27 protein-coding genes are annotated in these 25460 nt (G+C 61.9%); 9 read left to right on the top strand and 18 right to left on the bottom strand.

Annotated features, from left to right (window positions below; translation table 11 throughout):
* The first annotated feature begins 51 nt into the window (after positions 1–51).
* The 3 genes from aroF to ABD928_RS13225 are packed head-to-tail and all read left to right on the top strand — an operon-like array spanning position 52 to position 3184.
* Positions 52–1068, top strand: coding sequence for a 3-deoxy-7-phosphoheptulonate synthase (gene aroF, locus ABD928_RS13235; RefSeq protein ID WP_345169545.1), 1017 nt, complete (start codon positions 52–54; stop codon positions 1066–1068).
* Positions 1065–2612 (top strand): anthranilate synthase component 1, encoded by a 1548-nt coding sequence (locus ABD928_RS13230; protein ID WP_187714881.1) that lies wholly within the window; start codon positions 1065–1067, stop codon positions 2610–2612. Before aroF ends, ABD928_RS13230 begins: the two co-directional genes overlap by 4 nt.
* Complete coding sequence (locus ABD928_RS13225; protein ID WP_187714882.1) at positions 2609–3184, top strand: anthranilate synthase component II; 576 nt, start codon at positions 2609–2611, stop codon at positions 3182–3184. The genes ABD928_RS13230 and ABD928_RS13225 overlap by 4 nt, the downstream gene beginning before the upstream one ends.
* On the opposite strand, the gene trpA is transcribed toward ABD928_RS13225, so the two are convergent.
* From trpA to ABD928_RS13200, 5 genes are all read right to left on the bottom strand, one after another.
* Positions 3181–3981, bottom strand: coding sequence for a tryptophan synthase subunit alpha (gene trpA / locus ABD928_RS13220; RefSeq protein WP_187714883.1), 801 nt, complete (start codon positions 3979–3981; stop codon positions 3181–3183). The genes ABD928_RS13225 and trpA overlap by 4 nt on opposite strands.
* On the bottom strand, positions 3978–5147 hold the full coding sequence (gene trpB / locus ABD928_RS13215) for a tryptophan synthase subunit beta (RefSeq protein WP_345169540.1): 1170 nt from the start codon (positions 5145–5147) through the stop codon (positions 3978–3980). Before trpB ends, trpA begins: the two co-directional genes overlap by 4 nt.
* Complete coding sequence (gene trpCF / locus ABD928_RS13210; protein ID WP_345169537.1) at positions 5147–6511, bottom strand: bifunctional indole-3-glycerol-phosphate synthase TrpC/phosphoribosylanthranilate isomerase TrpF; 1365 nt, start codon at positions 6509–6511, stop codon at positions 5147–5149. The genes trpB and trpCF overlap by 1 nt, the downstream gene beginning before the upstream one ends.
* Positions 6504–7568 (bottom strand): anthranilate phosphoribosyltransferase, encoded by a 1065-nt coding sequence (gene trpD, locus ABD928_RS13205; RefSeq protein WP_345169534.1) that lies wholly within the window; start codon positions 7566–7568, stop codon positions 6504–6506. Before trpD ends, trpCF begins: the two co-directional genes overlap by 8 nt.
* An 84-nt stretch (positions 7569–7652) precedes the next feature.
* The gene (locus ABD928_RS13200; RefSeq protein WP_187714886.1) at positions 7653–7790 is read right to left on the bottom strand and encodes a hypothetical protein; all 138 of its coding nucleotides are present in this window, start codon (positions 7788–7790) and stop codon (positions 7653–7655) included.
* Between the two features lie 43 nt (positions 7791–7833).
* On the opposite strand from ABD928_RS13200, the gene ABD928_RS13195 reads away from it, so the two are divergent.
* On the top strand, positions 7834–8622 hold the full coding sequence (locus tag ABD928_RS13195; protein ID WP_187714887.1) for an inositol monophosphatase family protein: 789 nt from the start codon (positions 7834–7836) through the stop codon (positions 8620–8622).
* Here the strand turns inward: ABD928_RS13195 and hisIE are convergent.
* The 10 genes from hisIE to ABD928_RS13145 all read right to left on the bottom strand — a co-directional run bounded on the left by hisIE (position 8583) and on the right by ABD928_RS13145 (position 16593).
* Positions 8583–9242: a bifunctional phosphoribosyl-AMP cyclohydrolase/phosphoribosyl-ATP diphosphatase HisIE gene (hisIE, locus tag ABD928_RS13190; RefSeq protein WP_345169528.1), complete on the bottom strand. Its 660-nt coding sequence runs from the start codon at positions 9240–9242 to the stop codon at positions 8583–8585. The two genes, ABD928_RS13195 and hisIE, sit on opposite strands and share 40 nt — an antisense overlap.
* Positions 9218–9982 carry an imidazole glycerol phosphate synthase subunit HisF gene (gene hisF, locus ABD928_RS13185; RefSeq protein WP_345169525.1) on the bottom strand — a complete coding sequence of 255 codons (765 nt, stop codon included), beginning with the start codon at positions 9980–9982 and terminating at the stop codon, positions 9218–9220. Before hisF ends, hisIE begins: the two co-directional genes overlap by 25 nt.
* Positions 9969–10688, bottom strand: coding sequence for a 1-(5-phosphoribosyl)-5-[(5-phosphoribosylamino)methylideneamino]imidazole-4-carboxamide isomerase (locus ABD928_RS13180; RefSeq protein ID WP_187714889.1), 720 nt, complete (start codon positions 10686–10688; stop codon positions 9969–9971). Before ABD928_RS13180 ends, hisF begins: the two co-directional genes overlap by 14 nt.
* Positions 10685–11263: an imidazole glycerol phosphate synthase subunit HisH gene (hisH, locus tag ABD928_RS13175; protein WP_223276384.1), complete on the bottom strand. Its 579-nt coding sequence runs from the start codon at positions 11261–11263 to the stop codon at positions 10685–10687. The genes ABD928_RS13180 and hisH overlap by 4 nt, the downstream gene beginning before the upstream one ends.
* The gene (gene hisC, locus ABD928_RS13170; protein ID WP_345169520.1) at positions 11260–12915 is read right to left on the bottom strand and encodes a histidinol-phosphate transaminase; all 1656 of its coding nucleotides are present in this window, start codon (positions 12913–12915) and stop codon (positions 11260–11262) included. The genes hisH and hisC overlap by 4 nt, the downstream gene beginning before the upstream one ends.
* A complete protein-coding gene (gene hisD, locus ABD928_RS13165) occupies positions 12912–14207 on the bottom strand; it encodes a histidinol dehydrogenase (RefSeq protein WP_345169517.1) in 1296 nt (431 codons plus the stop codon). The genes hisC and hisD overlap by 4 nt, the downstream gene beginning before the upstream one ends.
* The gene (gene hisG / locus ABD928_RS13160; protein WP_345169514.1) at positions 14204–15094 is read right to left on the bottom strand and encodes an ATP phosphoribosyltransferase; all 891 of its coding nucleotides are present in this window, start codon (positions 15092–15094) and stop codon (positions 14204–14206) included. Before hisG ends, hisD begins: the two co-directional genes overlap by 4 nt.
* Positions 15084–15401 (bottom strand): YerC/YecD family TrpR-related protein, encoded by a 318-nt coding sequence (locus ABD928_RS13155; RefSeq protein ID WP_187714892.1) that lies wholly within the window; start codon positions 15399–15401, stop codon positions 15084–15086. The genes hisG and ABD928_RS13155 overlap by 11 nt, the downstream gene beginning before the upstream one ends.
* 93 nt (positions 15402–15494) lie before the next feature.
* The gene (locus ABD928_RS13150; RefSeq protein ID WP_187714893.1) at positions 15495–16010 is read right to left on the bottom strand and encodes a shikimate kinase; all 516 of its coding nucleotides are present in this window, start codon (positions 16008–16010) and stop codon (positions 15495–15497) included.
* Positions 15994–16593, bottom strand: a complete 600-nt coding sequence (locus tag ABD928_RS13145) for a type II 3-dehydroquinate dehydratase (RefSeq protein WP_345169508.1) — start codon at positions 16591–16593, stop codon at positions 15994–15996. Before ABD928_RS13145 ends, ABD928_RS13150 begins: the two co-directional genes overlap by 17 nt.
* Between ABD928_RS13145 and lysA the strand changes: the two genes are divergently transcribed.
* On the top strand, positions 16585–17850 hold the full coding sequence (lysA, locus tag ABD928_RS13140; RefSeq protein WP_345169505.1) for a diaminopimelate decarboxylase: 1266 nt from the start codon (positions 16585–16587) through the stop codon (positions 17848–17850). The two genes, ABD928_RS13145 and lysA, sit on opposite strands and share 9 nt — an antisense overlap.
* Before the next feature lie 5 nt (positions 17851–17855).
* On the opposite strand, the gene ABD928_RS13135 is transcribed toward lysA, so the two are convergent.
* Positions 17856–18275, bottom strand: a complete 420-nt coding sequence (locus ABD928_RS13135) for an alpha-isopropylmalate synthase regulatory domain-containing protein (protein ID WP_187714894.1) — start codon at positions 18273–18275, stop codon at positions 17856–17858.
* Positions 18276–18766: 491 nt separating this feature from the next.
* Here ABD928_RS13135 and ABD928_RS13130 point away from each other — a divergent pair, with 491 nt between their 5' ends.
* From ABD928_RS13130 to ABD928_RS13115, 4 genes are all read left to right on the top strand, one after another.
* Positions 18767–20167, top strand: coding sequence for a protein kinase domain-containing protein (locus ABD928_RS13130; RefSeq protein ID WP_345169502.1), 1401 nt, complete (start codon positions 18767–18769; stop codon positions 20165–20167).
* A gap of 2 nt (positions 20168–20169) precedes the next feature.
* Positions 20170–21330, top strand: coding sequence for a UvrD-helicase domain-containing protein (locus ABD928_RS13125; RefSeq protein WP_345169498.1), 1161 nt, complete (start codon positions 20170–20172; stop codon positions 21328–21330).
* The gene (locus ABD928_RS13120; protein ID WP_345169495.1) at positions 21327–22685 is read left to right on the top strand and encodes a hypothetical protein; all 1359 of its coding nucleotides are present in this window, start codon (positions 21327–21329) and stop codon (positions 22683–22685) included. The genes ABD928_RS13125 and ABD928_RS13120 overlap by 4 nt, the downstream gene beginning before the upstream one ends.
* Before the next feature lie 343 nt (positions 22686–23028).
* Positions 23029–23673, top strand: a complete 645-nt coding sequence (locus ABD928_RS13115) for a hypothetical protein (protein ID WP_345169492.1) — start codon at positions 23029–23031, stop codon at positions 23671–23673.
* Positions 23674–23733: 60 nt separating this feature from the next.
* On the opposite strand, the gene ABD928_RS13110 is transcribed toward ABD928_RS13115, so the two are convergent.
* Both ABD928_RS13110 and ABD928_RS13105 read right to left on the bottom strand, forming a co-directional pair.
* Positions 23734–24285 carry a hypothetical protein gene (locus tag ABD928_RS13110; RefSeq protein WP_345169489.1) on the bottom strand — a complete coding sequence of 184 codons (552 nt, stop codon included), beginning with the start codon at positions 24283–24285 and terminating at the stop codon, positions 23734–23736.
* Between the two features lie 50 nt (positions 24286–24335).
* Positions 24336–25400 (bottom strand): HNH endonuclease, encoded by a 1065-nt coding sequence (locus tag ABD928_RS13105; RefSeq protein ID WP_223276389.1) that lies wholly within the window; start codon positions 25398–25400, stop codon positions 24336–24338.
* Between the last annotated feature and the right edge of the window lie 60 nt (positions 25401–25460).

Below are 25460 nucleotides of genomic sequence, written 5' to 3'. Positions count from 1 at the left end.
GCCGCAACCCGGCGGGTTTTTCTTTGCCCTCAACACAACGGAATTCGACAGATGATCATCGTTCTCAAGCGTGAAGCCACCGAGGAAATCGCCCAGGAAATCCTGGGGCGTATCGAGGAAAAGGGCCTCAAGCCGCTCTACATGCCCGGCAGCGAGCGCGTCGTTCTCGGGGCCCTTGGCGACGAGAGGGTTTTGTCGGAGTTGAACCTCGACGGCCACCCGATGGTGGAATCGCTGAAACCCATCCTCTCGCCCTACAAGCTGGTCAGCCGCGAGATGCACCCTCACGATACGGTCGTCCGGTTCGGCAACGCAAACATCGGCGGCGTCGGGTTCGCTGTGATCGGCGGTCCCTGCGCGGTGGAGACGGCGGAGCGCCTGCACGACAGTGCGAGTGCAGTCGCGTCGGCGGGCGCGATTGGCATCCGCGCAGGCGCTTACAAGCCGCGCAGCAGCCCGTATTCCTTTCAAGGACACGGCCCGGAAGGGCTGGCGACCTTACGCAAGGTCGGCGACGAGCTCGGCCTCCCGGTCGTCACCGAGGTCATGGACACGGCGGATGTGGATGCGGTCGCGGAGAGCGCGGACATGCTCCAGGTCGGCGCGCGCAACATGCAGAATTTCTCGCTGCTGAAAGCTCTCGGCAAGGTGCGCAAGCCGGTACTCCTGAAGCGCGGTCTTGCCGCAAAGGTTGAAGATCTGCTGCTCGCCGCCGAATATCTGCTCGCGGCCGGCAACGAACAGGTCATCCTTTGCGAGCGAGGCATTCGCACGTTCGAAACCGTGACGCGCAACACCCTCGACCTCAATGCGGTCGCTTACATGAAGCAGAAGACCCACCTGCCGGTCATGGTTGATCCCTCCCACGGCACGGGCGTTCGCGACCTCGTCATTCCGATGTCCTTGGCGGCCGCGGCCTGCGGTGCCGACGGTCTCCTCGTCGAAGTGCATCAAGACCCGGTCGACGCCTGGTCGGACGGAGCGCAGTCGCTGTATCCCCACCAGTTCGAGGCCCTGATGACCGGGCTTCGACCCGTGCTCGCGGCGATTGGCAGGGAGTTGGCGTGAACGCAGTGACCGATCTCGCCACCGGCACGGCGCGGGCGATTTCTCGTCGCCTGTCCACGCCGGTCGACCTGCTCGCACTCTATGCCCAGTTGAGTGATCACGGCCGACGCCCCGACACGCTGCTGATCGAAACCACTGCGGGAAAGAGTGTTATCCTCGACCAAGCCGCGGTGCGGATCGACTGCCGCGGCGGGGAGGTGACGCTCGATGCACTCTCGACAACGGGCCAGCCGGTCCTCGAACTCGTCGCGCGAAAGCTTGCGAAGAATCTGGCGTCTGAATCGGCGGATCGAGTCACTCTCCGGTATCAGCGCTCGGATGAAGTCGATGCGGAGCGCCGGCTGCTTGCGCCGTCACCGTTTGACGTCTTACGCGCAATCACGACCGAGATTGCGAACGAGACGCCCGAAGAGGCCATGGCGGTCTGCCTCGCCGGTGTGATCGCCTTCGATCACGTCGAGCTGTTCGAGGAGCTGCCGCCGTACGCCGAAGACCAGGCCGACTTCCCCGACTTCATCTTCTGGCTTGCGGAATCGGTGATCGTCAGTGAGCCGAAGCTCACTCCGCGCCTTGTCTGCACATCCTTTGCGACCGGGGATCCGGAACAGCGGAAACGCAGCCACAACAGCGCTATCGAGCGTCTCGGCGAATTGTCGTTTCGCGCGTCGGACGTCCACGGATTACATCCGAAGCCTGGCGCGCCGGGCGAGGTTGCCGTCGATCTCGACGACCGGACCTTCGCTTCTGCTGTTTCCCAACTCAAGGAGCACATCCTTGCCGGCGACGTGTACCAGATCGTCGCATCGCGCACGTTCAGCGCCGCCTGTCCCGATCCGCTCTCCGCATTCGCACGCGTCCGGTCCCTCGATCGCAGCCCCTACATGTTCTTCGTATCGGGCGGCGACTTCGCGCTGTTTGGGGCATCTCCCGAAACCTCGGTCCGGGTGACGCGCGAAAGCGGAAAGCCCCTCGTCGAAGTGAAGCCCATTGCCGGCACTCGACCGCGAGGGACCGACAGCGACCAGGATGATCGCATGGAGGCCGACCTGCGCCTCGATGAGAAGGAAGCGGCCGAGCACATGATGCTGGTCGATCTCGCCCGCAACGACGTCGCGCGTATCAGCGAGCCGGGCACCCGTCACGTGGCCCAACTGATGACGCTCGAGAAATATGCCCGGGTGATGCACCTCGTCAGCTCGGTGAAGGGCGTGCTGACCAAGGGTTACGATGCGATCCACGCGCTGCAGGCGTGCCTCAATCCCGGCACGCTTTCGGGAGCGCCGAAACTACGCGCGACGCAGTTGCTCCGCGAGTACGAGCGGACCCGACGCGGTCCTTATGGCGGGACGATCGGCTGGCTGAACGGTGAAGGGTCGATGGACACCGGCATCGTGATTCGGTCGGCGCTGGTGAAGGACGGGACTGCCTACGTTCGCGCAGGCGCCGGTGTCGTGCACGATTCAGATCCGATGGCGGAAGCGGAGGAAACAAGACGAAAGGCGTCGGCTGTCCTTTCTGCGATTGCCGGGGGGCAAATTCGATGAGCCGCAACGTCCTGATGGTGGACAACCACGACAGCTTCACCTTCAACATCGTGGAAGCGCTTGAGAGGCTGGGGGCGACCGTGAGAGCGGTGCGCAACGAAATTGCCGCGGCCGACGCGTTGGACCAGGCACGCGAGACGAGCGCCGTCATCCTGATTTCGCCCGGCCCGGGCCGACCGGAAGATGCGGGCTGCTGCATCGAATTGATCTCGCTGGCGAAGGGTGAGGTGCCGCTGTTCGGTGTCTGCCTGGGCCAGCAGGCGATCGTTCTGGAAGCAGGCGGTGAGGTCGTGCGAGCGCCGGACGCGATGCATGGCAAGGCTTCGGCGTTGAACCACGACGGTTCTGGCCCGTTCGAAGGGTTACCCGAAACCATCAAGATTGGGCGCTATCACTCGCTTTGCACGCCCAACCCGCCGTCCCGTTTCCGCGTCCATGCCTCGATCGATGGCATGGCGATGGCGATCAGCGACGTGCAGGCCAAGCAGGTCGGCGTTCAGTTCCACCCGGAGTCGGTGCTGACACCCGTCGGCCAGCGCATCTTCGCAAACGTGCTGAAGGGCTTCGACTAGGCCGAAACGGTCGAGCGAGTTGCCGCTTTCATGGTGGCGACGAACTCGCGGACGGCATCGGCACCCTGCTCGACGCCAAGCCGGACGATGGCCGAGCCGCTGATCACCCCGGCCGCGCCGCTCGCGATGGCCTGGCGCACGTGATCGGGTGTCGAAATCCCGAAGCCGAGCACAGCCGGCGGCGCGCCAACGCTTTGAAGGGTCGTGAAAAGCCGATCGTGTTCCAGCGCCAGCTCCTGCCGCTCGCCGGTCACACCGGCTCGCGCCACGCAATAGGTGTAGCCCGAACACAGACGGCCGATCCGGGTCAGTGTTTGACCGGGCGTGTTCGGCGCTGCGATCATGACGAGGCTGACACCGGCCGATCGCGCCTCATCTGCGTAGGGCTCGGCTTCTAGCGACGGCACGTCCGCGATGAGCAGGCTGTCCACCCCTGCGGCAGTAGCATCCGCGAAGAAGCGCTCTCGCCCGCGGGCCGCAACCAGATTGGCGTACGTCAGAATGCCGACCGGAATATTCGCATGGCGCGAGCGGAACTCGGTCAGCAGACGGAAGCAATCGTCGACTCGAGTACCTGCCTCCAGCGCCCGCACCGCCGCAGCCTGGATCACCGGCCCGTCTGCCACGGGGTCGGAGAACGGGATGCCGACCTCGATCATGTCGGCCCCGCCCTCGACGACGGCATCGAGAAGCCTCGCGCATGTTTCCAGATCGGGGTCGCCAAGCATCAGAAACCCGCCGAACGCGGCCTCGCCGTGCCCCCGGAGCCGATCGAACATCGCGTCGTAGCGGCTCATGCCATCGCTCCGAGCAGTGCCTGCGCCTGGGCCACGTCCTTGTCGCCGCGACCGGAGAGATTGACGACCAGCACCTCGGCCTCCCCCGCCTCCGCCATCTTCAAGGCCTGCGCGAGCGCGTGACAGGACTCGAACGCCCCAATGATCCCCTCGCTTCGCGCCAGCTTCACGAAAGCGTCGAGCGCCTCCTGGTCAGTGCTTCCGACATAATCGGCGCGGCCAATGTCGTTGAGGTGCGCGTGCTCCGGTCCGACCGCAGGGTAGTCGAGCCCGGCCGAAACGGACCAGGTATCGGTCACCTGTCCGTCCTCATTCTGGAGCACGAGGGTCTCCGCACCGTGCAGGATGCCATGCATGCCACGCTGGATCGTCGCGCCGTGCTCATGGCCGTGGAGGCCCTTCCCTGCCGCCTCGACGCCGATCAGACGGACCTCATGGTCGGGAATGAAGTCAGCGAACATGCCGATGGCATTCGACCCGCCGCCCACGCAGGCTAGCACGGCATCGGGCAGCCGCCCTTCCGCCTCCAGCACCTGCGCGCGCGCCTCCTTGCCGATCACACGCTGGAATTCGCGCACCATCGTCGGGAAGGGATGCGGGCCGGCTGCGGTCCCGAGAAGATAGTGCGTGTCATCGAAGCTCGCGCTCCAATCGCGGAGCGCCTCGTTGATGGCATCCTTGAGCGTCCGCCCGCCGCTTTCCACCGGCACGACTCTCGCGCCCATTAGCTCCATCCGAAAGACGTTGAGCTTTTGCCGCTCGACGTCTTCGGCGCCCATGTAGACCACGGTTTCGAAGCCGAAGAGCGCGCCGACAATCGCCGTGGCTACTCCGTGTTGGCCAGCGCCGGTTTCGGCGATCAGCCGGTGCTTGCCCATGCGCTTGGCGAGCAGGGCTTGCCCGAGCACCTGATTGGTCTTGTGCGCGCCGCCATGAAGCAGGTCCTCGCGCTTCAGGTAAATGCGCGCCTTGCCACCGAGGTTTCGGCACAGAGTGAGCGGGGTAGGCCGCCCGGCATAATTCGCCAGCAGCTCATTAAGCTCGGACCGAAACGCCGGGTCCTGCTCCGCGTCGAGGAACGCCCCTTCGAGCTGCTCGAGCGCGGGGACGAGGATCTCGGGGATGAAGCAGCCGCCGAAGCGGCCAAAGCGGCCATCCTGACGCATCAGGCGCGCCTCCGGCAGGCGGGTCGGACAGCTTCGAAAAGATGGGCGACCTTGTCCAGGTCCTTGCGGCCGGGAAAGGCTTCCACCCCCGAGCAGACATCGATCCCGTAGCTTCCGAGGGCCTGCGCATCGCGCGCATTTGACGGGCTGATTCCTCCAGCCACGAATGCATCAGCAAGTTCAGGACGATCGGCGAGCAGGCCCCAATCGAACACGTGCCCGGTGCCGCCCGTGCGCCCATTGACGCTGGTGTCATAGAGAATGCGGTCTGCGCCAGCCCGCTCGGGCGAAACCTCGTTGCGGACCGCGCTCACCGCCCAGATCTCGCAATCTTCGGGCAGCTTCGCGCGAAGCCGGTCCAGATCACCTTCTCCCCCGTGCAGCTGTACCGCGGCGAGCCCAAGCTCCTTCGCCGTTCGGCCGACGAATTCATGGCCTTGATCTTGGAAGACACCGACCGGCCTGGCACCGCGATCCCGAATCTCGTCGACGAGGGACGGAGCGCGGTCGGCGACGTTCCGGGGGCTGATGTCAGCGAAGATCAAGCCAGCGTGCGTGGCCTTTCGCGCGGACATCGCGGCATCATCCTCGTTCGTCAGACCGCAAATCTTGATGTGGCCGTGAACCAGCGCTCGGGCGGCTTCCGCAACATTCGCCGAAGCCATCAGCGCGGATCCGACTAAAAAGGCGTCCACGCTCGGGGCCAGGCGCTCGACGTCGCGGCGGTCGCGGACGCCGGACTCGCTGATGACCAGGGTGCCATCAGGCACGAGGTTCGCGAGCCTCTCCGTAACTGCAAGATCGGTCTTCAGCGTACGCAAGTCGCGGTTGTTGATGCCGACAACTTGCGCGCCGAGCGCCAGAGCGCGCCGAAGCTCCGTCTCGTCATGCACTTCGACGATCACATCCATGGCTAGTCGGCGCGCTTCCGCCATGACTGCAGCTGCCGCCGCATCGTCGAGCATGGCGAGGATCACGAGGGCCGCATCGGCGCCGCTAAGCCGTGCTTCTGCGACTTGGCGCGGATCGACGATGAAATCCTTGGCGAGGATCGGCCCCTCGAAGCGGCTGCGCACTGTCCGCAGATCCTCAAGCGAACCTTGGAAGAACGGCGTGTCGGTGAGAACGCTGATCGCATCGGCGACCGGCGTGTAGGCCGCGACCGCCTGTTCCACACTGACGTCGCTGCGATGACCAGAAGGCGACGCCTTCTTCACTTCCATGAGGAAGCGTGCTCCTGGCTGTGAAAGTGCAGCACGCAGGCTTCGGCGTGTCGGCGCAGGATCGAAGCTCACACCGGCGAGGCGATCCGTGACATCCCGACGCTTACGTTCGGCGATTTCGGCAAGGACGCCTTCAGCCATTGCTCGCCTCAACGTAGGCGTTCAGCACTTGCCCGGCCTTGCCGGATACCAGCGCCTCACGGGCCAGTTCGGCGCCGGCTCGAAGATCGGCGACCTTGCCTGCGGTGTGAAGAAGTGCGGCGGCGTTGAGGATGACCATGTCCTGCTCCGATCGGGCACCGCTACCGTCCATCAGGGCGCGGAAGCGGCTTGCATTTTCGGTGACGTCGCCACCGGTCACGGACTGCAACGGCGCGCGCTCCAGCCCCGCATCCTCCGGCGATATGACAATCTCCGTATGCTGATTGCCCGACAACCGCACCGCACGCGTCTCGCCATGGAGCGCGACCTCGTCCAGTCCCGACCCGTGAACCACGAGGGCCTCTTTCACACCCATGGCCTCGAGAGTCTGCGAGACGCGCCCGAGCATCCTCGGGTCCGCAACACCGAGCAACTGGACCGGCGGACGCGCGGGATTGATGCAGGGCCCGAGCAGATTCATCACGGTGCGGACTGAGAGCTGCCGGCGCACCAGGGCGGCATGCTTCATCCCCGGATGATAGGCAGGCGCAAAGAGAAAGCAGAAGCCGGTCCGGTCGAGAATCTCCCGCGCTCTCAGCGGTCCGACGTCGATTCGGGCGCCGAGCGCTCCCAGCACATCCGCCGAGCCGCAACGCGAACTGACGCTGCGGTTGCCATGCTTGGCGATCGGAAGTCCCGCAGCGGCCGCCACGAACGCAACGGCGGTCGAAACGTTGATCGATCCCGACGAGTCGCCACCCGTGCCACAGCAATCGGCGAAGAGGTAATCGGGTCGCTCGAATGATTGTGCAGCGGCGAACAGGCCCCGCGCGGCACCCATCATCTCGGCCGCCGTCTCACCCTTCATTCGAAGGGCAACGAGCATCCCGGCGATTTCGGCAGGCTCGAGCTTTCCCAGCACGAGGCGTTCGAACAAGTGCTCGCTATCCTCGAGCGCAAGGTCCTCGCCGTCGAGCAGTCGCGGCAGCGGATTGGGCACGGGGCCGGTGTCGACGACGGGGTGTCGAGCTGGCGCGATGTCGGTGGGTTGAAGCATTCTGATCCTCGCAAATGGCAATAAAAAACCCGCCGGTGGCGGGTCGATGGTCGGTTGGAAGTTGGTCGGTTTCCCGGAGTCAGCTCACCAGCCGCGCCATCGCGCCGCGAGAATCGTGTCGCACCACCAGGTCCAGGCCTGATGCTGGTTGTCAGTAAGGGCGCGAACGAAGATCACCGCCCATTCCTCGCGTTTGGGATCCCGGATGTCAAGCTGATCCACTGGCCGACTTGACCCGTTCTGTCGCCTTGCCCATCGCGCGTTCATGGACGTCACGCCCGACCTGATCGCCTTTGCCGAAGAGCTCGCGGCCGTAGCGCGCGTCGAGACGCTCGAGCGTTGGGCCTCATCGGTTGCCGCCGACGACAAGGGTAAGGGTCTCTACGACCCGGTGACCGACGCGGACCGCGAAGCGGAACGCGCCATGCGTGACCTCATTACGTCCCGGTATCCGGATCATGGCATCACTGGCGAAGAATGGCCGGATCAAGCGGCGAGCGGGCCCTACAGCTGGTCACTCGATCCTGTGGACGGAACGCGGTCCTTCATCTGCCAATTGCCAAACTGGGTGACGCTCGCCGGGCTGCTGCATAGTGAACAGGCTGTGCTCGGGCTGATCGACGCGCCGTGCCTGAATGAACTCTATATCGGGCACGGATCAGAGGCTTGGCTGATAACCGGACGCAGTCGGACTCGGGTCCGGACAAGCGATTGTACGGACATCGCCGATGCTCGCCTTTCGACCACCGATCCGTTTCTGTTCAACGATGGCTCGGAGGAAGCTTTCGAGGCACTCCGGCGATCGGTGCGAGTTACCCGCTATGGCCACGACGGCTACGCCTATGCGCGTCTTGCTGCAGGGTCGCTGGACCTTGTCATCGAGGCCGGCCTGAAGCCCCATGATTACAATGCCCTGATCCCGGTCATTCGCGGCGCGGGAGGAGTCATCGGCGATTGGGGCGGCGGAGAGGATTTCACCGGCGGGAAGATCATCGCGGCCGCCACGCGAGAGCTTTACGAAGAGGCGGTACGCGCGTTCGAAGCCTTTGCGTGACGATCCGCCAACCGGGCGATCACGTCGTCCCAGCGAAAGCCCCTCGCCTCCATCAAGACGCTGACGTGATAAATGAGGTCGGCTACCTCCTCGACGCAGCCCTCGACATCCCTACTGACCCCGGCAAGAGCGACCTCAACGCCTTCCTCGCCGATCTTCTTTCCGATCCGCTCCGGGCCGTCGTCGAGGAGCGTCCGAGTATAGCTTCCGGGGTCGTCTGAACTTGCGCGCTCCGCGATGATGGCGGAGAGTTCGGAAAGCCATCCGGAACTGCGAATGTCGGCCGCAAAGCAACTTTTCATGCCAAGGTGGCAGGTCGGCCCTTCCGGATCCGCGAGCACCAGCAAAGCGTCTTTGTCGCAGTCGGCAAACACAGCAGACACGCGCAGCCGGTTTCCGCTCGTCTCGCCCTTCTGCCACAGGCGCTGCTTCGACCGGCTGAAGAAAGTCGCGAACCCCGTTTGCAGAGTGCCAGCAAGCGCGGCCTCGTCCAGATACCCAAGCATCAGGACTTGGCCCGAACGCGGGTCCTGGACCAATGCGGGCAGCAACCCGCCCATCTTCTCCCAGTCCAGCGAACCGATATCGGCCTGACTCAGGGGCGTACTTCGATCCCGCATGTCGCGAGGAACTCCTTCAACTCGGGAATGGCGATGAGGCGATCGTGGAAGACGGTGGCGGCAAGCGCACCGCTCGCACCCGCCTCGAATGCGTCACGGAAGTGTTTGGGCGAACCCGCCCCGCCCGACGCGATCACCGGGACCGTCACCGCCTCGACGACGTCACGCGTGTGAGCGATGTCATATCCGGTCCGGACGCCGTCATTGCGCATGCAATTGAGCACGAGCTCGCCAGCGCCGCGTTGGGTCGCTTCCTGAAGCCATTGCAGCGTCCGCCGGCCAGTATCGCGAGTCCGATCCGGGCGGCCCGTATACTGCTGGACGAAATACTCGCCGTCTCGCGCATAGCTATCCACGCCAAGCACAACGCACTGACTGCCGAACGCATTCGCAAGCTCATCGATCAGTTCAGGGCGTTCGAGGGCCGGCGAGTTGATCGAGATTTTGTCTGCCCCTGCATCCAGGCAGGCAACTGCCTCATCGCGGCTGCGCAGGCCGCCCGCCACGGCAAAAGGAATATCGATTACTGCCGCGACACGCTTCACCCAATCGTGCGACAGCGAGCGGCCATCCGCGCTGGCGCTGATGTCGTAGAAGACGAGCTCATCCGCGCCCTCCTCGCGATAACGGAGCGCCTGCTCGAGGATGTCGCCGGCGTCGCGGTGGTCACGGAATTGCACGCCCTTCACGACGCGCCCGTCTTTCACGTCGAGGCAGGGGATGATCCTACGCGCGGGCAAGTCCGAGCGCCTCTTCGAGCGAAATCCGCTGCTCCCAGAGCGCCTTCCCGATGATCGCACCATCCGTTGGCAGCTGCTCAAGGTCATCGAGCGAGGTGATGCCCCCTGACGCCTGCACGGCAACGCCGGGAAGGCGGCGGGCGATCTCCTGGTACAGGGCGAAGTTGGGCCCTTGCAGCATTCCGTCACGGCCAATGTCGGTCACGAGCAGGTGTCGGGCGTTCGGAAATTGCGCCGCCACGTCCCAAAGGCTTCGACCGGTGTCCTCCGTCCAACCGGCGACCGCAACTCTCGGTGAGCCTTCGGTTAATCGGATATCCAGCGAGAGGGTGATGCGGTCGGGTCCGAATTCCTTGAGCCACGCGCCCACGGCGTCCGGTTCCCTGACGGCAAGACTGCCGATGACGACGCGCGAGACGCCGGCGTCGAACATTCGCACGAGCTGGCCGCGCTCGCGGTAGCCGCCGGCCACCTGCAGCTTGAGCGGCGTTTCGCGGGCGAGTTGCGCAACCAGTTCGCGCTGGACCGGGTTGCCGGTCTTCGCACCGTCGAGATCGACGACGTGCGCCCAGCTTGCGCCAGCGGCCGCAAAGCCGCGGAGCGCCTCGAACGGTTCGGTCGAATAGGCGGTAACGTCGTCGAAGCGCCCCTGCTTGAGGCGCACCGCACGACCTCCGATCAGATCCATCGCGGGGTAGATGATCATGCCAGGAACGCCTGAAGGAAGTTCGACCCCGCTGCGCCCGAGCGCTCGGGATGGAATTGCGCGCCAAGCCAATTGCCCTGGCGCACGACCGCCGGAATCGTACGGCCATATTCCGCTGTCGCGACGGTCGCCGGGCCCGTGTCACAGGCATAGCCGTGGGCGAAATAGACGTATTCGCCGGTACCGATCCCAATCTCGGCGTCGGCAACTGCAAGCCGGCTCCAGCCCATGTGCGGCACCGGCGTCCCTGGTGCGGGAGAGAGTGCCCGGACCTCACCCGGAATGATGCCAAGGCATTCCGAGTTTGCTTCGTCGCTTCGGTCGAACAGCAGCTGCATGCCGAGGCAGATGCCGAGAGCGGGCTGCTTCAGGGATCGCAGGCAGTCGCCCAGCCCGCGCGCCTCGATCCGGGCCATCGCGTGACCGGCCGCTCCAACTCCCGGAAGGACCACCCGATCAGCCCCAGAGATCTCCACGGAATCGGCAGTCACTACCGGAGTTACGCCGAGCCGCTCGAAGGCCAGCTTGATCGATCCGATATTCCCATAGGCAAGGTCGACGATGGCCAGCCTCACAGCACCCCCTTGGTGCTAGGCAGCGCGTCGCCTTCCCGGCGGATCGCGTCGCGCAAGGCCCGGCCGAACGCCTTGAAGCAAGCCTCCGTCTTATGGTGGTCGTTCTCGCCATCCACCTTCACGTGGATCGCCGCTCCCATGCTGTCCGCGAGCGAGCGGAAGACATGGCGGGTCATTTGCGTCGGATATTCACCGATGCTGGTCGCCGCAAACTCGCCTTCGAACCGGCAGTAGGGACGTCCGGAGAGATCGATGAGGACCTGCGCTTGCGCCTCGTCCATCGGCAAAGTGAACCCGAAGCGGCGGATGCCGCGCTTGTCGCCCAGCGCTTGCGAAAGCGCAGTGCCGAGCGCGAGAGCGCAATCTTCGATGCTGTGATGCCCGTCGATTTCGGTGTCGCCATCGCAATCGAGCACGATGCTGAATCCGCCATGCGCGGCCACCTGGTCGAGCATGTGGTCGTAGAACGGCACGCCCGTGTCGATCTTCCGGGGCGTGGGCCGGTCAAGGTCGACGGCAACGGCGATCTCCGTCTCCTTCGTGTCGCGAATGACTTCCGCGCGCCGCGGGCTCGATGGCTCGCAAGTAACACCGAAAGCATTCAGGAGGGCTTCGTTCTCGGCGTCAGTGCCGATCGTAACGCGCACCCCGCCGGGCGCGGCATTCGGTCGGAAGCGCACCCGAATCCCCATCGAGCGCATCCTGGCAGCCAGAGCCGGCGCGTCGTCGACCTCCAGGAAGAGGAAGTTCCCGCCACTTGGATAGACCCGACGGACGATCGGCGAGCCTTGGAGGCGTTCGGCCAGTCTGCCCCGATCGGTCTTGAGGCGCTCAACCCGTTCCTGATGAACTGCCCGTCGCGACGGCGACAACGCGAGGACAGCGGCGTCCACCGACAGGCTTGGCATTGGGTAAGGCGGCAAGGATCGCGCGGCGATTGCCATCAGGTCAGGCTCGCCGATTGCGCAACCCACTCGCGCGCCAGCGAGACCGTAAGCCTTGGACAAGGTCTTGAGAACGACGAGGTTCGGACACCGGGCGGCATCCCCCGCCAAGCTCGGAGTGGTTGAGAAGTCGAGATAGGCTTCATCCGCGACAACAATGGTGTTGGGCAGCGCGGCCGCCACTTTCAGAATCTGGTTGGGGTCCACCTCATTCCCGGTGGGATTGTTGGGCGTGCAGATAAAAGCGATCTTGAGGTTTCGCTCCCCCGAGACGGCTGCCAGAAACGGGTCCGCCGCGAAATCAAAGCCAGCCGTCAAAGGCGCCTCGATCAGGCGGGCGCCCTGAAGCCGAACGAAATGGGCGTAAGCGGAGAAACTTGGGGTGCAGATGGCGACTGCATCGGTCTGCGGGCGGCAAAAGGCGCGGACCATCATGTCGATGGCATCGTCCGCCCCGCGGGTGATGACGACGTTTCCTGGCTCCACACCGTAGAGCGCCGCCAGTGCCGCCTTGAGTCTGGTCGGCTGGGGCTCCGGGTATCGATTGACGTTGGTCGCCAACGCTCCGTCGACCAAAGGCGGGAACGGGTTCTCGTTGGCGTCGAGGCGGATCGCGTCGGGGATTGCCATCGCGTTGTTCGCGGCGATGTCGAATGGCTCCAGCGCAAGCACTTCCGGCCGTGCGAGGCGTTCCGCAAGGCTGCTCATGCCATCAGTTCCAGCCGGGCGTCCGCGGCGAGCGCATGCGCTTCGAGCGACTCCATGCGGGCAAGCAAAGCGGCACGTCGGGACAGGCTTTCGGCGCCTTCGCGTGTTACGGCTTGCACGCTCATCGCCTTGAGGAAAGTGTAAACGGAAATGCCGCTCCAGGCCCGAGCGGCTCCGTCCGTCGGCAGGACGTGGCTCGATCCGGCCAGATAATCGCCGAACGTCTCGGCCGCGTGCGGTCCGGCAAAGACGGCGCCCGCACTACGGATTTTCGCGACGAGTGCCTGCGCAGGCTCCACCGCAAGCGAAAGGTGCTCGGGAGCGTAGAGGTTTGCGACTTCGATGGCCTCGTGGAGATCGGCGACAAGGATGACGCGGCAGCTTCCAAGCGACGCCTCCACGATCTCACGGCGCGGAAGAGTACGGACGCGCTCGGAGATTTCGGCTTCAACGGCGGTCGCCACAGCGACCGATGGCGTCACTAGCAAGACCTGGGCGTCTGGATCGTGCTCCGCCTGGCTGAGGAGGTCGGCGGCAACCAGGCGAGGGTCGGAGCTTTCGTCGGCAATGACGAGCAGCTCACTCGGGCCAGCGGGCAGGTCGATTGCGGGACCGCCTGGCATGCTCATCACCAGACGCTTCGCCTCTGCGACCCACGCATTTCCCGGACCGCAGATCTTGTCGACGGCGGGAATTGCGCCAGCCCCGAAGGCCAGTGCCGCAATCGCCTGAGCACCGCCGACAGTCCACACCTCGTCGATGCCGGCCAGGTCGGCCGCAAGAGCGACCAGATCGTCGAGACCGCCCCCGGGGCGCGGTGGCGTAATAGTGACGATTTGGCGGACGCCAGCCGCACGCGCGGGGATCGCCAGCATGAGCAGGGATGAGAACAGCGGCGTCTTCCCGCCCGGCACGTACAGGCCAACGCGATCGATCGGCCGCCACGTCTTGGTCACCACCAGTCCCGGCGCGGTTTCCAGCGAGAAGTCCGAAGGCACGCTCGCCCTGTGGAACTTCCGGATTTGAGCAGCCGCGAACTCGACAGCCTCCACCTGTTGAGGATCCAGTCGGCGCCGAGCCGCGCTCGCCATCGTACGAACCTCGACACGCCGAGGTTCCTGTCCGTCGAGTTCGAGCGCGATCTCGGAGAGCGCCTGCCAGCCTCTCGCTCGAACATCATTGACGATATTGCGGACTCGCTCCCGAAGCTGCTCGTCGGCCCGCTTCTCGGGCCGAGCGAGCGCGCGGCAACGGTCGGCGTCGCCGAGCCCGTTCCAGTCGATCCGCTTCACAGCATCATCTTTTCGATGGGCACGACGAGGATGGCGGATGCGCCCGCCCCCTTCAGCTCCTGCAGGGTCTCCCAGAAGACGTTCTCCTGACAGACTGCATGCACCGCGAAATGGCCGGGGCGTCCATGCAGCGGCAGGACAGTCGGCGCTTCGGCTCCGGGCAACAGGGCAGTGATGCGACTGAGCGCCTCCTCCGAGGCGTTGAGCATGATGTACTTCGATTCCTTGGTCGCGAGTACACCATCGATGCGGCTGAGGAGCTGGTCGGCGATGGCTTTCCGCTCGTCGTCGAGCGGTTTGCGCGTCCGGATCAGGACGGCCTGGCTCTTGAGGACAGTATCGACCGGCCGAAGACCATTGGCCTCCAAAGTCGCGCCGGTCGAAACGAGGTCGCAAATGTAGGTGGCGATCTCGAGACGTGGCGCCAGCTCCACGGCGCCCTTCATCTGAACGACCTCGGCTTCGATCTTTCGATCGTCGAGGAAACGGCGGAGGAGACGCGGATAGGACGTCGCGATGCGTTGCCGGGCCAGAGACTCGGGGCCCGAGTAGTTCAGGCGCTCTGGCGCGGCGATGCGGAGGCTGCACTGACCGAAGCCAAGCTCCGCAAGGACATCGAACCCGCGCTCGTTCGAACCGAGCGCAAATTCTTCAAGGACGTTCTGGCCGACGATTCCCAGCTCGCAGGCGCCATCGCTGACGAACGTCGGAATGTCGTCGTCACGGACGAACATGAGGTCGGCGGGGAAATTGCCGGCGCGCGCGCTCAGGCTGTTCTTGCCCGCCTCAATGCGAAGACCGGACTCGCGAAGAAGATCCCGGCTCAGCTCAGAAAGACGTCCGGACCGCTGCAGCGCGATGTGGATCCGGCTCCGGTCAACCAGCATCGACACTCTCCAGCGCATCGATGGCAGACCGATACCCCTGGTGTGGCTCCTGCCGAAGGAATCTCCCGACACGCACGATCGTCGTCGTGCTGACGCCGGTGCCATCGTGGATTTCGCGGTAGGACAGCTCCGTTCCATCGAGCAGCCGAGCGACGTGCCAGCGCTCCGCCAGCGCCCGCAGCTCGGACGGGGTGCAGAGGTCGCGAAGGAGCCGCTGCATGTCTGCGCGGCTTCGCGGCGTCAGGAGCGCGTCGCAAAGCTGATCGGTGAGCGCATCAACGTCGCGGGTGGGACTAAGTGGCGGCATGGCTCGTCTTATCGTTACAACGTGTTAATACAGTAGAACGTGACTAGCAGCACTCGGCGTTGAGTCAAGCCGTCGATCCAACGCAACGCCAAATTATTGAAGTGCTTCGAGAACTCTCCTCAAGACCGCCTCGGGAGCAGGCATTCGACCGGTCTCAATTCGGATCTTGGCCAGCTCGTAAAAGGGCCGTCGTTGCTCCCAAAGCTCGCGGAGTTCATCGACCGTCTTGCCCGATGCAACGGGGCGCCCAGAGGATTTGGACAGCCGATCCATGACCGCTTCGAATGGAACGTCTAGCCAGATGGTCAGCGCCCTTTGGTCCAGGACTTGGCGGGTCTGGGCATCCATGCAGGCGCCTCCGCCGATCGCAACGACCTGGGGCTCGCGCCCGACAATCCGGGCGATCGTCTCCCGTTCGATCCGCCGGAACTCAGGCTCGCCGAAGTCTCGAAAAATGGTGGGAATGGCGCACCCCATTTCCTTCTCGATCTCTCGATCCGTATCGATGAAGGGAAGCTCAAGCTCCCGAGCGAGCAGGCGGCCGATCTTAGACTTTCCAGCCGCCATGAAGCCGACGAGGACGAGAGGCTTGCTAGGAAAGCGCGCCACCAGTGCCCAGGATGTAGCGCAGCGCCAGAAGGTAGCCTTCCGTGCCCAGCCCCGAGATCACCCCTTTTGCCGCCGCGGTGGTCTTGGTCTCGGCGCGCCAGCTCTCCTTGCGCGCGTGGACGTTGCTGATGTGGACCTCCACGACGGGTGCCGAGCAAGCCAGCAAGGCGTCCAGGACCGCGACGGAATAGGAGTAGCCGGCGGGGTTGATCACGATGCCGTTAGAGTGTCGGGCCGCCTGGATCTGATCGATCAGGCTCCCTTCGCTGTTGGTCTGGTGGAATTCCAGCGTCACGCCCGCGGACTTGCACAGGTCCAGGCACGCGCGCTCGACGTCCGCCAAGGTCGCGGTTCCGTAAACCTCGGGCTCCCGCTCTCCGAGGAGATTGAGGTTCGGCCCGTTCAAAACGTGGATTGTCGCCGGCTTGCGACTTTTGGATCCCGAACCAGGCTTCGCCAGGACGCCCTCCCTCTTCTTAAATGCCAGTGAATGTCGGGTATCCACCGGATTTTGGCAATGCAATCCAATTTGGGATCCCTTGCGCTCAGCGGGAAGCTGTGCGTTGGGGCGGCGATGGATCATTTCGAGATCAGGAACGGCGAGCTCTTCTGTGAGGAAGTCCCGCTGGCGGAAATCGCGGTAGCGGTCGGCACTCCCGCCTACGTCTATTCGACCGCCACGATGCTCCGTCATGCCGAGGTGTTGAAGTCTTCGCTTGGAGGCCTTGGCGATCCCCTCATTGCCTATGCGGTCAAGGCGAACCCGAATCCCGCAGTGCTGGCGACGCTCGCGCAGGCGGGCCTGGGAGCGGACGTCGTTTCGGGCGGCGAGATCCAGCGCGCACGGGCCGCCGGCATCCCCGCGGACAGGATCGTCTTCTCCGGTGTCGGCAAGACCGCGGAGGAGATGCGGCTCGCGCTTGCCGAAGGTGTCTACCAGTTCAACCTCGAATCTATGGCTGAAGCGGAGACCCTGTCGGCGATTGCAACGTCGCTGGGCGTCACCGCGCCGGTGGCGTTCAGGGTTAATCCGGACGTATCGGCCGGCACCCACGCGAAAATCACGACCGGCATTGCCGAGAGCAAGTTCGGCATCGCGATCGGCGAAGCGCCCGCAGCCTATGCGCATATCGCGAATCTGCCCGGACTCTCCGCGCAAGGCGTAGCCGTTCACATTGGCAGCCAGCTCACCGACCTTGCTCCGCTGGAGCGAGCATTCGTCAGGGTCGGCGACCTGCTCAGCGACCTGCGCTCGCAGGGACTTGAGCTTCGCGTCGCCGATCTCGGTGGAGGACTTGGCGTTCCGTACAACCCCGACCTGCCCGCACCCCCAGGCCCTCAGGAATATGGCGAGATGGTGCGGCGCGTCACGCGCGATTGGAAGGAGCGGCTGGTTTTCGAGCCAGGACGCCTGATCGTCGGAAACGCTGGTGTACTTCTGTCCGGGGTGGTCCGCATCAAGCCGGGCGCCGTCCACCCGTTCGTGATCGTCGATGCGGCGATGAACGATCTGATCCGGCCCGCGCTTTACGACGCGTGGCATCAGATCGACGGGGTCAGGCCCACCGGCGATCGCTGGATCGCCAACGTTGTCGGGCCTGTCTGCGAATCCGGCGACACCTTCGCGACCGCCCGAGTCATGGACCGGATGGTCGAAGGAGACCTGCTGGTTTTCAGGACTGCTGGAGCTTACGCGGCGGCGATGTCGAGCACTTACAACTCGCGCCCACTGACGCCGGAAGTTCTCGTGAACGGCGATCGTTGGTGCGTGGTCAGGCCCCGCGTCGATGTGATCGATATTTGTCCGGCCGACCAGCCCCCGTGGCTGAATGTTCCCTAGGACGGCTAAGCGGTATACCCGGAAGACCTGGCGATGGCGTCGAGCCAAGCCTCGAGCGAGCATCGGACGAGATCCACGCCCGAACTGCTCCCGGAGAAGGTCCTGCCTTTGTGATCGATTTCAACCTCGATCGTGATTGGCAAAGCACCCTCTTCCTCCGGCGGACCGGACCGCACGTTGTAACTGAGAAGGTGCGGGCTCACGCCCACGATGTGGCTCGCGGCCACGAATGCCGCATCGAACGCGCCGGGGGCGGTCCCGATATCGGTCACACGACCTCTTTCGGGATGCTCAAGCTCCACGCGCGCAACGGGCCATGCATCCTTCAACACCGGCGACCGAATATCAATTCGCCGCAGGCGCCACTGCCGGGCATCCAGATCCTGAACCGTCGCGGCCTCTTCAGTGATCGTCGTACTGTCCATAGTTCGCCCACCAGTCGCAGAGCGAAGCAAACGCATTAGTGGCGCTCGGCTCTCGCGTCGGGATACAATAATTAGCGGCCGAACGCCATTTCGGACGCTATCGGGCGACAGAAGAGATTTTGGGACCCCAAGGCTGCAGCATCGTTCGACGCCGATCGGGGAAAAATGGTGGGCGTGGCAAGGATTGAACTTGCGACCCCTGCGATGTCAACACGAGCCGCCTTAGCTAATCTGTTGATTTTTCATCGTTCTGCGCAGCAGCAAAAACTGATTTACCCAACCACGAGGGGTTTCAACAACGGTTCTGGTTCACATTGAACCAGCCGAACACTGCAGGTGCAACGCCCACCTAAGTCCCTGATCGTGCGTTCTTTTCATGAAGAACCGATTGATCTCCAAATAAGATGACTGGCCGAAACTGAAAAGAAGCATTGATGCGCTTGATGGACAATCATTAAGCGTTAGCCTGCACCGATAAGGAGGAGCGGCGGTTGGACCAGGCAAAAGCGCTGAGCCTAGAGGAACAGCTCCGCGGTCAGGAACTTGATGGATGGACCATCGAGCGGCTGGTCAATTACGGGAAATCGGCTGCGGTGTTCCTCGGCCGGAAGGCTGGCAACCTAGCGGCTGTAAAGGTCTTCGATACCGAACTAATCGAACGCTATGGCGATTCGACGCAAATGGAAAGGATCGAGCGGGAGCTCGAACTTCGCGGACAATCTCACGATCATCTCGTATCAATCTACGGTGGCGGGCACGACGAAACGAGGAACATCTACTTCGTCGTCATGGAATTCTTAGACGGCCCAAATTTGAAAGAGGCGCTAAGCACCGTCGAAACTGATCAGATCCCTGGGCTTATCTCGCAGCTCGCCTCCGCTGCCAGATTCCTTGAAGAGAAGGACCTGGTCCACAGAGACATAAAGCCCGAAAATATCGCCATTTTGGATGCCGGTCATCGACTAGTTTTAATGGACTTCGGCGTCATCCGCCCGATTAAGGGTTCCAACTTGACGGATCCCGAGGGCATTCAGGCATTCGTTGGCACTCTGCAATACTCCTCGCCCGAGTTCCTTTTGCGAGAAGAAACCCAAGACCTGGAGGGTTATAGAGCCCTTACGTTTTACCAGATTGGAGCCGTGCTTCACGACCTCATCACCAAAAAGCCGCTCTTTGAGCAATTCGCCAATCCCTACGCGAAGCTGGTCAACGCAGTGCAATTTGAACGTCCGAGCATTGTGAATCCGGCTGTGTCGCAGCGCCTGATCGACCTGGCGGAACGGTGCCTTTTGAAGAACCCAGTAACACGTTTGAAGGTGGTGCGCTGGGACGACTTTTTCGCGACCGAGCCGGCCGCTCGCGTATCGCCCCGAGAGCGCGTTGCTGAACGCATGGTGACTGTGCGCGCTCAGTCAGAGAGCGGGGGCCGAAAGCCGACTCGGCCAGCTCGTTTCGTGGACACAATGCGAAGGAACGTTCTCGGCCAGCTCAAACTGGCTGCGACCGCCGCCAAGACATCAATGCCTGGCCTTCCGAGAATGCGAAACTGTCGTTGTGAAGGAAACGAGGCCTGCGCTGAGTTCCACTTCGAACCAGACGGTGATGCGGGCTTCCAGCATGGCCTAGCGATACGCGCATGCGTTGATGTCATAGACCCTTCTGAGAACGTCGTTGCTTGCACCGGCAGTGCCTATCTGCCCAAGCGGCCTGGCGGCCCTCCACCGCCCGAAGAGGATAGGTTGTGGTTCCAAGGCGTGCTCGACAACGTATCCCTCCATGCCGCATTCCAAGACTTCTTCTTCGCCGCGGCGGAATGGGGATTGTCGGTCTCCCCAGGCGTGGAGGAAGGTTTTGCAGAGATATTTCGACCAGAGCTCGGTGGAGAGGAGTAAGGATGGACGAGACCTGGTGGCGAACCCCTGAACAGCTCGATCCCGATCAACAAGATATTGTGTCGCTACCTCTGGAAGGTAGTCATCTGGTGATTGGCCCGCCGGGCAGCGGCAAGACGAACCTGCTCCTGCTACGAGCGTCGTATCTGACGAGAGCCGGCCGACCCAACATAGCTGTCATCACGTTCGGACGTGTCCTTCGGGAGTTCCTGGCCACCGGCGCCGGTAATTATCCCTTCGAACCAAGGCGTCTACAAACATTTCGCACTTGGGCAGTTGATCTACTCAAAGCCAATGGCGACAATGTTGATACGACTGGCAAGTTTCCTGAAATAAGGAGACGAATTATGCTGTCTCTTACTGACCTTGCTGGAAGATCTGGTGCAGAATTGCGATTCGATTGCATTCTTGTTGATGAAGCTCAAGATTACACTATCGAAGAAATAAAGATAATTAGAAGCTTCTGTGACGAAATATTTGCAGTTGGTGACAACGATCAGAGAATATACGAATCAGACGGCGCTCTCGGATATTTAGGGTCGGTCTGTAATGTGGCTCCAGAACTAAAATATCATTACAGGAATGGCACGGCAATCTGCATTCTTGCTGATGGGATAATGAATAGAGTTGACGGAGGAATGCTAGAGACGTGCAATTATGACGAGAGCACCTATCCTTCGACTGTGCGCCGTTTGGGCGGGCTAGCTCTATCCGATCAGATTGCCGCCGCCGTGCCAGAGTTAGAGACACAGCTCGTCGCGTATCCCAATGAATGGATCGGTGTGCTTGCACCGTTGAAGGTGGATGTCGGTCGTGTGTTCGAAGCGTTGTCAGACACGGCCGTCGGCGACAAGGTTCAGCTCCAGCGCTATGAAGATGGCTACGACACGCTTGATCGTGAGAAGCCCATCATCGTAACCACAATGCACTCGGCAAAGGGGCTGGAGTTCAGGGCAGCGCATCTTTTCGCGCTCGACACCATAACCAAGCTCGATAACCACCAGCGCGTAGCCTACACTGCAGTCACTCGCGCTAAAACAAGTTTGGCGCTGTATCATGAAGGTTCTGTGCCAGGATATATTGAGCGCGGCTTAGTGGCTCTAGAAGGTGCGCCCTCTGAGGCGCCGAGCCTCGGTGAGCTGTTCGGAGGGGCCTCGAAATGAACCAGGCGGCACTCTCGCGACCCGACTTCCTCGACTGGCTGGGCAGCACGGCGCAAGGACGGGCGCTGCTCCCGCCGCCGCCCATGTCGCGATCAAACAAAGACGCGCAAATCCACCTCTACTGGTTCCGACCTGATGAAGAACCGTTGATCGCCGTGCCAGCAGCCGAGATGCGCGACTTCTTGGCTTTCACCTCCACATACGTGGGCACGCACACTCCTTTCAGCGCCTTCTTCCGAGTGGTTGCGAAGGAAGTCGCGGATCAACTCATGGCGCGAGATGAAGAGCAACGCGTTCCTGCCGAGGCCCTGATTGGTGCTCTTATAGCCGAAGCGTCACTCAACGGCGGTTCGAACGCTCAGCGATTGTCTGAGATAAGCATACAATTGTGCTTACGATGCTCCTCCGCATCGGTGATCGGTGCGGCGCTAACAGGATACAATCTGGAACTAGCACTCGCAGCACTAGACAGATGGCGTTCAGTCCGTGACACGCTAAGAGCCGCAACAGAACGCGTGCCAGCTCGTCTGATGAGGGACTTCTGGTCGAATGCTCTGGGCGCACTTTCTCACCCCGATGGCTTGCATTTTGCTGACGTTGACCCTCGCCTTCTCGAGCTGGTTTCAGCTGCACAGAGTGGCTCTGATAGCGACGCGGCCGGCATCAACTGGTTAAGCGGTTTGCTGCCGGGAGGGCAGCAGATTTGGCAGATGTTGCGGGCCAGCCGTGAAGACCGCGTTCGGGCTTTGGATCGACTTCGGACAGAACTTACGATGACCGGCGTGGATCAAGAGCGGCAAGACATGTTCGTAGGCTTTGCTGCTTCGATGGTTGCAGAAGGATCTTTTAATTACCTTCCACTCACGCTGAACCACGCCCAAAAGTCTCCGATGGCGGTCATTTGGTTTGGTTTCTTCGCTGGGCTCAATCCAAATAGCGACGTGATGACCACAGGCGACTGTCTTGGCCGGCGGCTCTTTCGATCACTTGCAAGCCCTCGCAATAGCCTTCGCCCCATCGAGGCAGACATTAACTATGAAGAGTTTCTTCTGCTGAATCAGGAAAATCGCATACCGAAGATCCGAACTGAAAGCCGCGGGGTTATAAACATAGAGCTTCTTCCGGGCGTGTCGGGGAGGTTTCCGATTGCCCGCGAAACGCAAATGACGGCGGAATCGACGAGCGACGTTCGTCAGCGCGCTGGCCAACTGGACATGGCAAGAAAGCTTTCTGCGCAGCTCCAGAGTGTTCTCCGGGATTTGGATACGCGATTAGGGTCAGATCAGCCGCTTTTTGAAGGCGATCATGTTCGATCGAGCACTTCACGATCGACAGCTAAGCGAAGACCGCGCTGAGCACTGGACCGTAATGTGGATGGCAGAAACGCTGAACTGCCGCCTGATAGGCGGCATCCGGCTAGAGCCGCAGTGCAAGCTTTTAGGACATCGAAATACCTTGCACGCTCTTGGTATTCCAATTTCGGTCAGCTCATTCAGAACAATGCCTTAGCGAGAGGTCATTCCGCCACTTGCAGCTCGACCGCTACGCTGCGGGACTTGTCCAGCGCGAGCTCCGGGCCATTGCAAGGTCTCGCTTGGTGCTCGCGTAACCCCTCCCCTCACCTTTGCAGAGCGAGATATTGACAACTTCGCTCTGCAGATTTATCTGTGCAGACAAATCTCGTCTGGAGATTCCCGGATGTCATTACTCATCACCGCTACGAATGTGACAGAGTTGGGCAATGGCATGTGGCTATTCGATATGCCTCCACATCAAGTGAGGCACTTCGGCAGACCCAGCAGCGCAACCGGGCCGCGCAGCGTTCTACTTTTGAACGATTGCGAGTTCGATCCAGAGCAGCAGCACCTTCGGTTTAAGATTGACGAAGTTACTGCTCTTAACGTTGGGACGACATCACAAGCGGTCGGCATCGACGCGCAGTTGCAAGATGAGGCCTTTCTCCCCTCGAAACCAGCCACACACGCAGTTTCTGCGGGCCCCGGAGATCGCAATTTCCTGCAGCTCGTTCGTTCAGAATTATCTGCGGACCTCGCCAGGGCTGCTGAGGAGTTGCTCGCCGGTGTGCGCGTGAAATCACCGGGAGACCTGAAGCGAGGACAATCTCGAAACTTCAGCGAGACGCCAGACAACTTCTGGTATGTCATCGTTCAGCCACGCATCAACGAGCTCTCAATCACGGTCCGCGGACCTGTTGATCACTTCAAGCCGATGAGTGAACTGGTGATCAAGGACGATCGGGGGAATACACGGTTCAAGGTGCGCAGCGAAGCTGACGTTCCGGCTGCGTTGAAGCTGATATTCCACGCCATACGGAAATGCTAACCAAGCACGAACGGCCCTCCGCCCAACTCCCGCTCGATTGCGGGCTTCAGGTGAACCAGGTCAGAAGGTCCAGGCTCTCTTCTCCCGTAAAGCTCTTATCGTCTGGCGCACTGTCGGCAGGAGGTTCTCGGCGAAGGCAACGAGTTTAGAGCGATTTATTTCAAGCACGCGACGCGTAACGTTGCGCCCCAGCAAGATCCCCTTCTCCTGATCCAACATCTGACGCCGAGCATCGATGTCGAGCTCGATCGATCTGAGCCCCCTCCATAACGCGATGTCGGTGACTTTCGTTTGTTCTCGCGCGAATGCAAGAACCGCGCGGGCGTCTTCGAGGCGCTCAAGTGAGTGAATGACTGGCTGCTTCTGATCAGCGACCCGTCGATCGGCATCGAATGGCACGTCTAGACTCGACAAGCTCTGTTCCAACTCGACTAGGGCGTCCTCGATAAGCTTGAGGTCAGCTTGAAGCTCTGTCGACTTCTTCCAGCGCTCGACGAATATTGCGCCACCCACCGCCAGGACGACACCGAGCAATGCTCCCGCAAAAGCGAGCCAATCCCCAGCGTCTATTGCGCCTGTGACGGATCTGGCGGCAGTCAGGCTGTAAGCCACGACGGCGCCCAGCACAGCAGCAAGGAGGTAAGAAGCAAACCGCCGCATCGCTACTGCCAGGTTCGGGTCCCGAAATGCTCACGTCGATGGCAATTTGGACAAATCGCTATGGCATTTTCGACGGTGTCCTCACCTCCCTCAGAGAGATGCATCTTGTGATGCACCTCTAAATACGGCGACCCGTCTGATTTTCGATCGAACGGCGCGTTCATGCCGCACCCTTCGCACACCCCCTGGCTTCGGTATAGAACCTCCGCAACGACGTCCGGGTTGCGGAGGTAGGCTATAGCAGTGGTAGCCACAGTCGGCGGTCGTTTCGGAGCGCTCTTCAACCGATTCAAACGCGCTTCTCTCGATGTTTGCACAGCGTTTGCGACCTTCTGAGCGAAGGTGCGTCGCAGCTCGCCCTCATCCACTCGATTCGTCGGCGAGATGACGGAAGACTGGACGAGATCGAACCACTTCGATCCATCAGCTTCACTCACAACCCGCTCGGCCCTGAACTGCCCAGCGAACGTGAACGGTTGTCTTTCTTCCAACCGGTGAAACACGAAAACTGGAAGATCAGGATTTTTGATTATCGCCGCGTTCTCGATGTAGGTCTCACTGAAAACCGCATTGCGAGATTTGAGATAATATTTGAGGCGATCGGGTTCTGAGATCCATTTGTTTGGATACTTACCGCCGCTGAACGTTGCCTTCACGAAGACCGCCTGGGGCTTCGGTGGGTTGCCTATCAGGAGGATCCCTCCACTCCTGTTGTCGTAGAGCTCGGCGAAGATCACGAGTTGGCTGCTAGTGTAACGCTGACCAACAACGAAGTCGTCGAGCCGTGTTCGCTCCGATGCAAACTTGCCAAACTTAGCCATGAATTCGTCATGTATGTCTTCGAACGTTTTGAGTCCTACCGACTTCAAACCTTTGTAGACCTCGGTGTCCGCGGTGCCTTGAAACCGATCCATGTAAGCAACAAGGTCACCGATTCGATCGAACCGCGGCAGCCATGAGCGCGTGTTTTGGATGGTTGCCCTGACTTTACCAGCCACGGCAGCGTTGTTTAGTGCCGGCGTCAGCACATTGACCTCAACAAAAGCACGAGCATCTTCAACGCGCACTACTAACGCCCCCCATCTGATCCACGAGCGGTCGAGTCATCTCGGTTCGCAACAATGAGC

It is taken from the genome of Sphingomonas daechungensis (assembly GCF_039543105.1).
Classification (GTDB): domain Bacteria; phylum Pseudomonadota; class Alphaproteobacteria; order Sphingomonadales; family Sphingomonadaceae; genus Sphingomicrobium; species Sphingomicrobium daechungense.
Note: the sequence above shows the minus strand (reverse complement) of the source record. Positions and strands in the feature narration are given on the sequence as shown.

What these genes read in the sequence shown, in the direction of transcription:
- aroF (WP_345169545.1), top strand. Translation starts at nt 52, where the DNA reads ATGATCATCGTTCTCAAGCGTGAAGCCACCGAGGAAATCGCCCAGGAA.
- ABD928_RS13225 (WP_187714882.1), top strand. Translation starts at nt 2,609, where the DNA reads ATGAGCCGCAACGTCCTGATGGTGGACAACCACGACAGCTTCACCTTC.
- trpA (WP_187714883.1), bottom strand. Translation starts at nt 3,981, where the DNA reads ATGAGCCGCTACGACGCGATGTTCGATCGGCTCCGGGGGCACGGCGAG.
- trpB (WP_345169540.1), bottom strand. Translation starts at nt 5,147, where the DNA reads ATGCGTCAGGATGGCCGCTTTGGCCGCTTCGGCGGCTGCTTCATCCCC.
- trpCF (WP_345169537.1), bottom strand. Translation starts at nt 6,511, where the DNA reads ATGGCTGAAGGCGTCCTTGCCGAAATCGCCGAACGTAAGCGTCGGGAT.
- trpD (WP_345169534.1), bottom strand. Translation starts at nt 7,568, where the DNA reads ATGCTTCAACCCACCGACATCGCGCCAGCTCGACACCCCGTCGTCGAC.
- ABD928_RS13195 (WP_187714887.1), top strand. Translation starts at nt 7,834, where the DNA reads ATGGACGTCACGCCCGACCTGATCGCCTTTGCCGAAGAGCTCGCGGCC.
- hisIE (WP_345169528.1), bottom strand. Translation starts at nt 9,242, where the DNA reads ATGCGGGATCGAAGTACGCCCCTGAGTCAGGCCGATATCGGTTCGCTG.
- ABD928_RS13180 (WP_187714889.1), bottom strand. Translation starts at nt 10,688, where the DNA reads ATGATCATCTACCCCGCGATGGATCTGATCGGAGGTCGTGCGGTGCGC.
- hisC (WP_345169520.1), bottom strand. Translation starts at nt 12,915, where the DNA reads ATGAGCAGCCTTGCGGAACGCCTCGCACGGCCGGAAGTGCTTGCGCTG.
- hisG (WP_345169514.1), bottom strand. Translation starts at nt 15,094, where the DNA reads ATGCTGGTTGACCGGAGCCGGATCCACATCGCGCTGCAGCGGTCCGGA.
- ABD928_RS13155 (WP_187714892.1), bottom strand. Translation starts at nt 15,401, where the DNA reads ATGCCGCCACTTAGTCCCACCCGCGACGTTGATGCGCTCACCGATCAG.
- lysA (WP_345169505.1), top strand. Translation starts at nt 16,585, where the DNA reads ATGGATCATTTCGAGATCAGGAACGGCGAGCTCTTCTGTGAGGAAGTC.
- ABD928_RS13145 (WP_345169508.1), bottom strand. Translation starts at nt 16,593, where the DNA reads ATGATCCATCGCCGCCCCAACGCACAGCTTCCCGCTGAGCGCAAGGGA.
- ABD928_RS13135 (WP_187714894.1), bottom strand. Translation starts at nt 18,275, where the DNA reads ATGGACAGTACGACGATCACTGAAGAGGCCGCGACGGTTCAGGATCTG.
- ABD928_RS13125 (WP_345169498.1), top strand. Translation starts at nt 20,170, where the DNA reads ATGGACGAGACCTGGTGGCGAACCCCTGAACAGCTCGATCCCGATCAA.
- ABD928_RS13120 (WP_345169495.1), top strand. Translation starts at nt 21,327, where the DNA reads ATGAACCAGGCGGCACTCTCGCGACCCGACTTCCTCGACTGGCTGGGC.
- ABD928_RS13115 (WP_345169492.1), top strand. Translation starts at nt 23,029, where the DNA reads ATGTCATTACTCATCACCGCTACGAATGTGACAGAGTTGGGCAATGGC.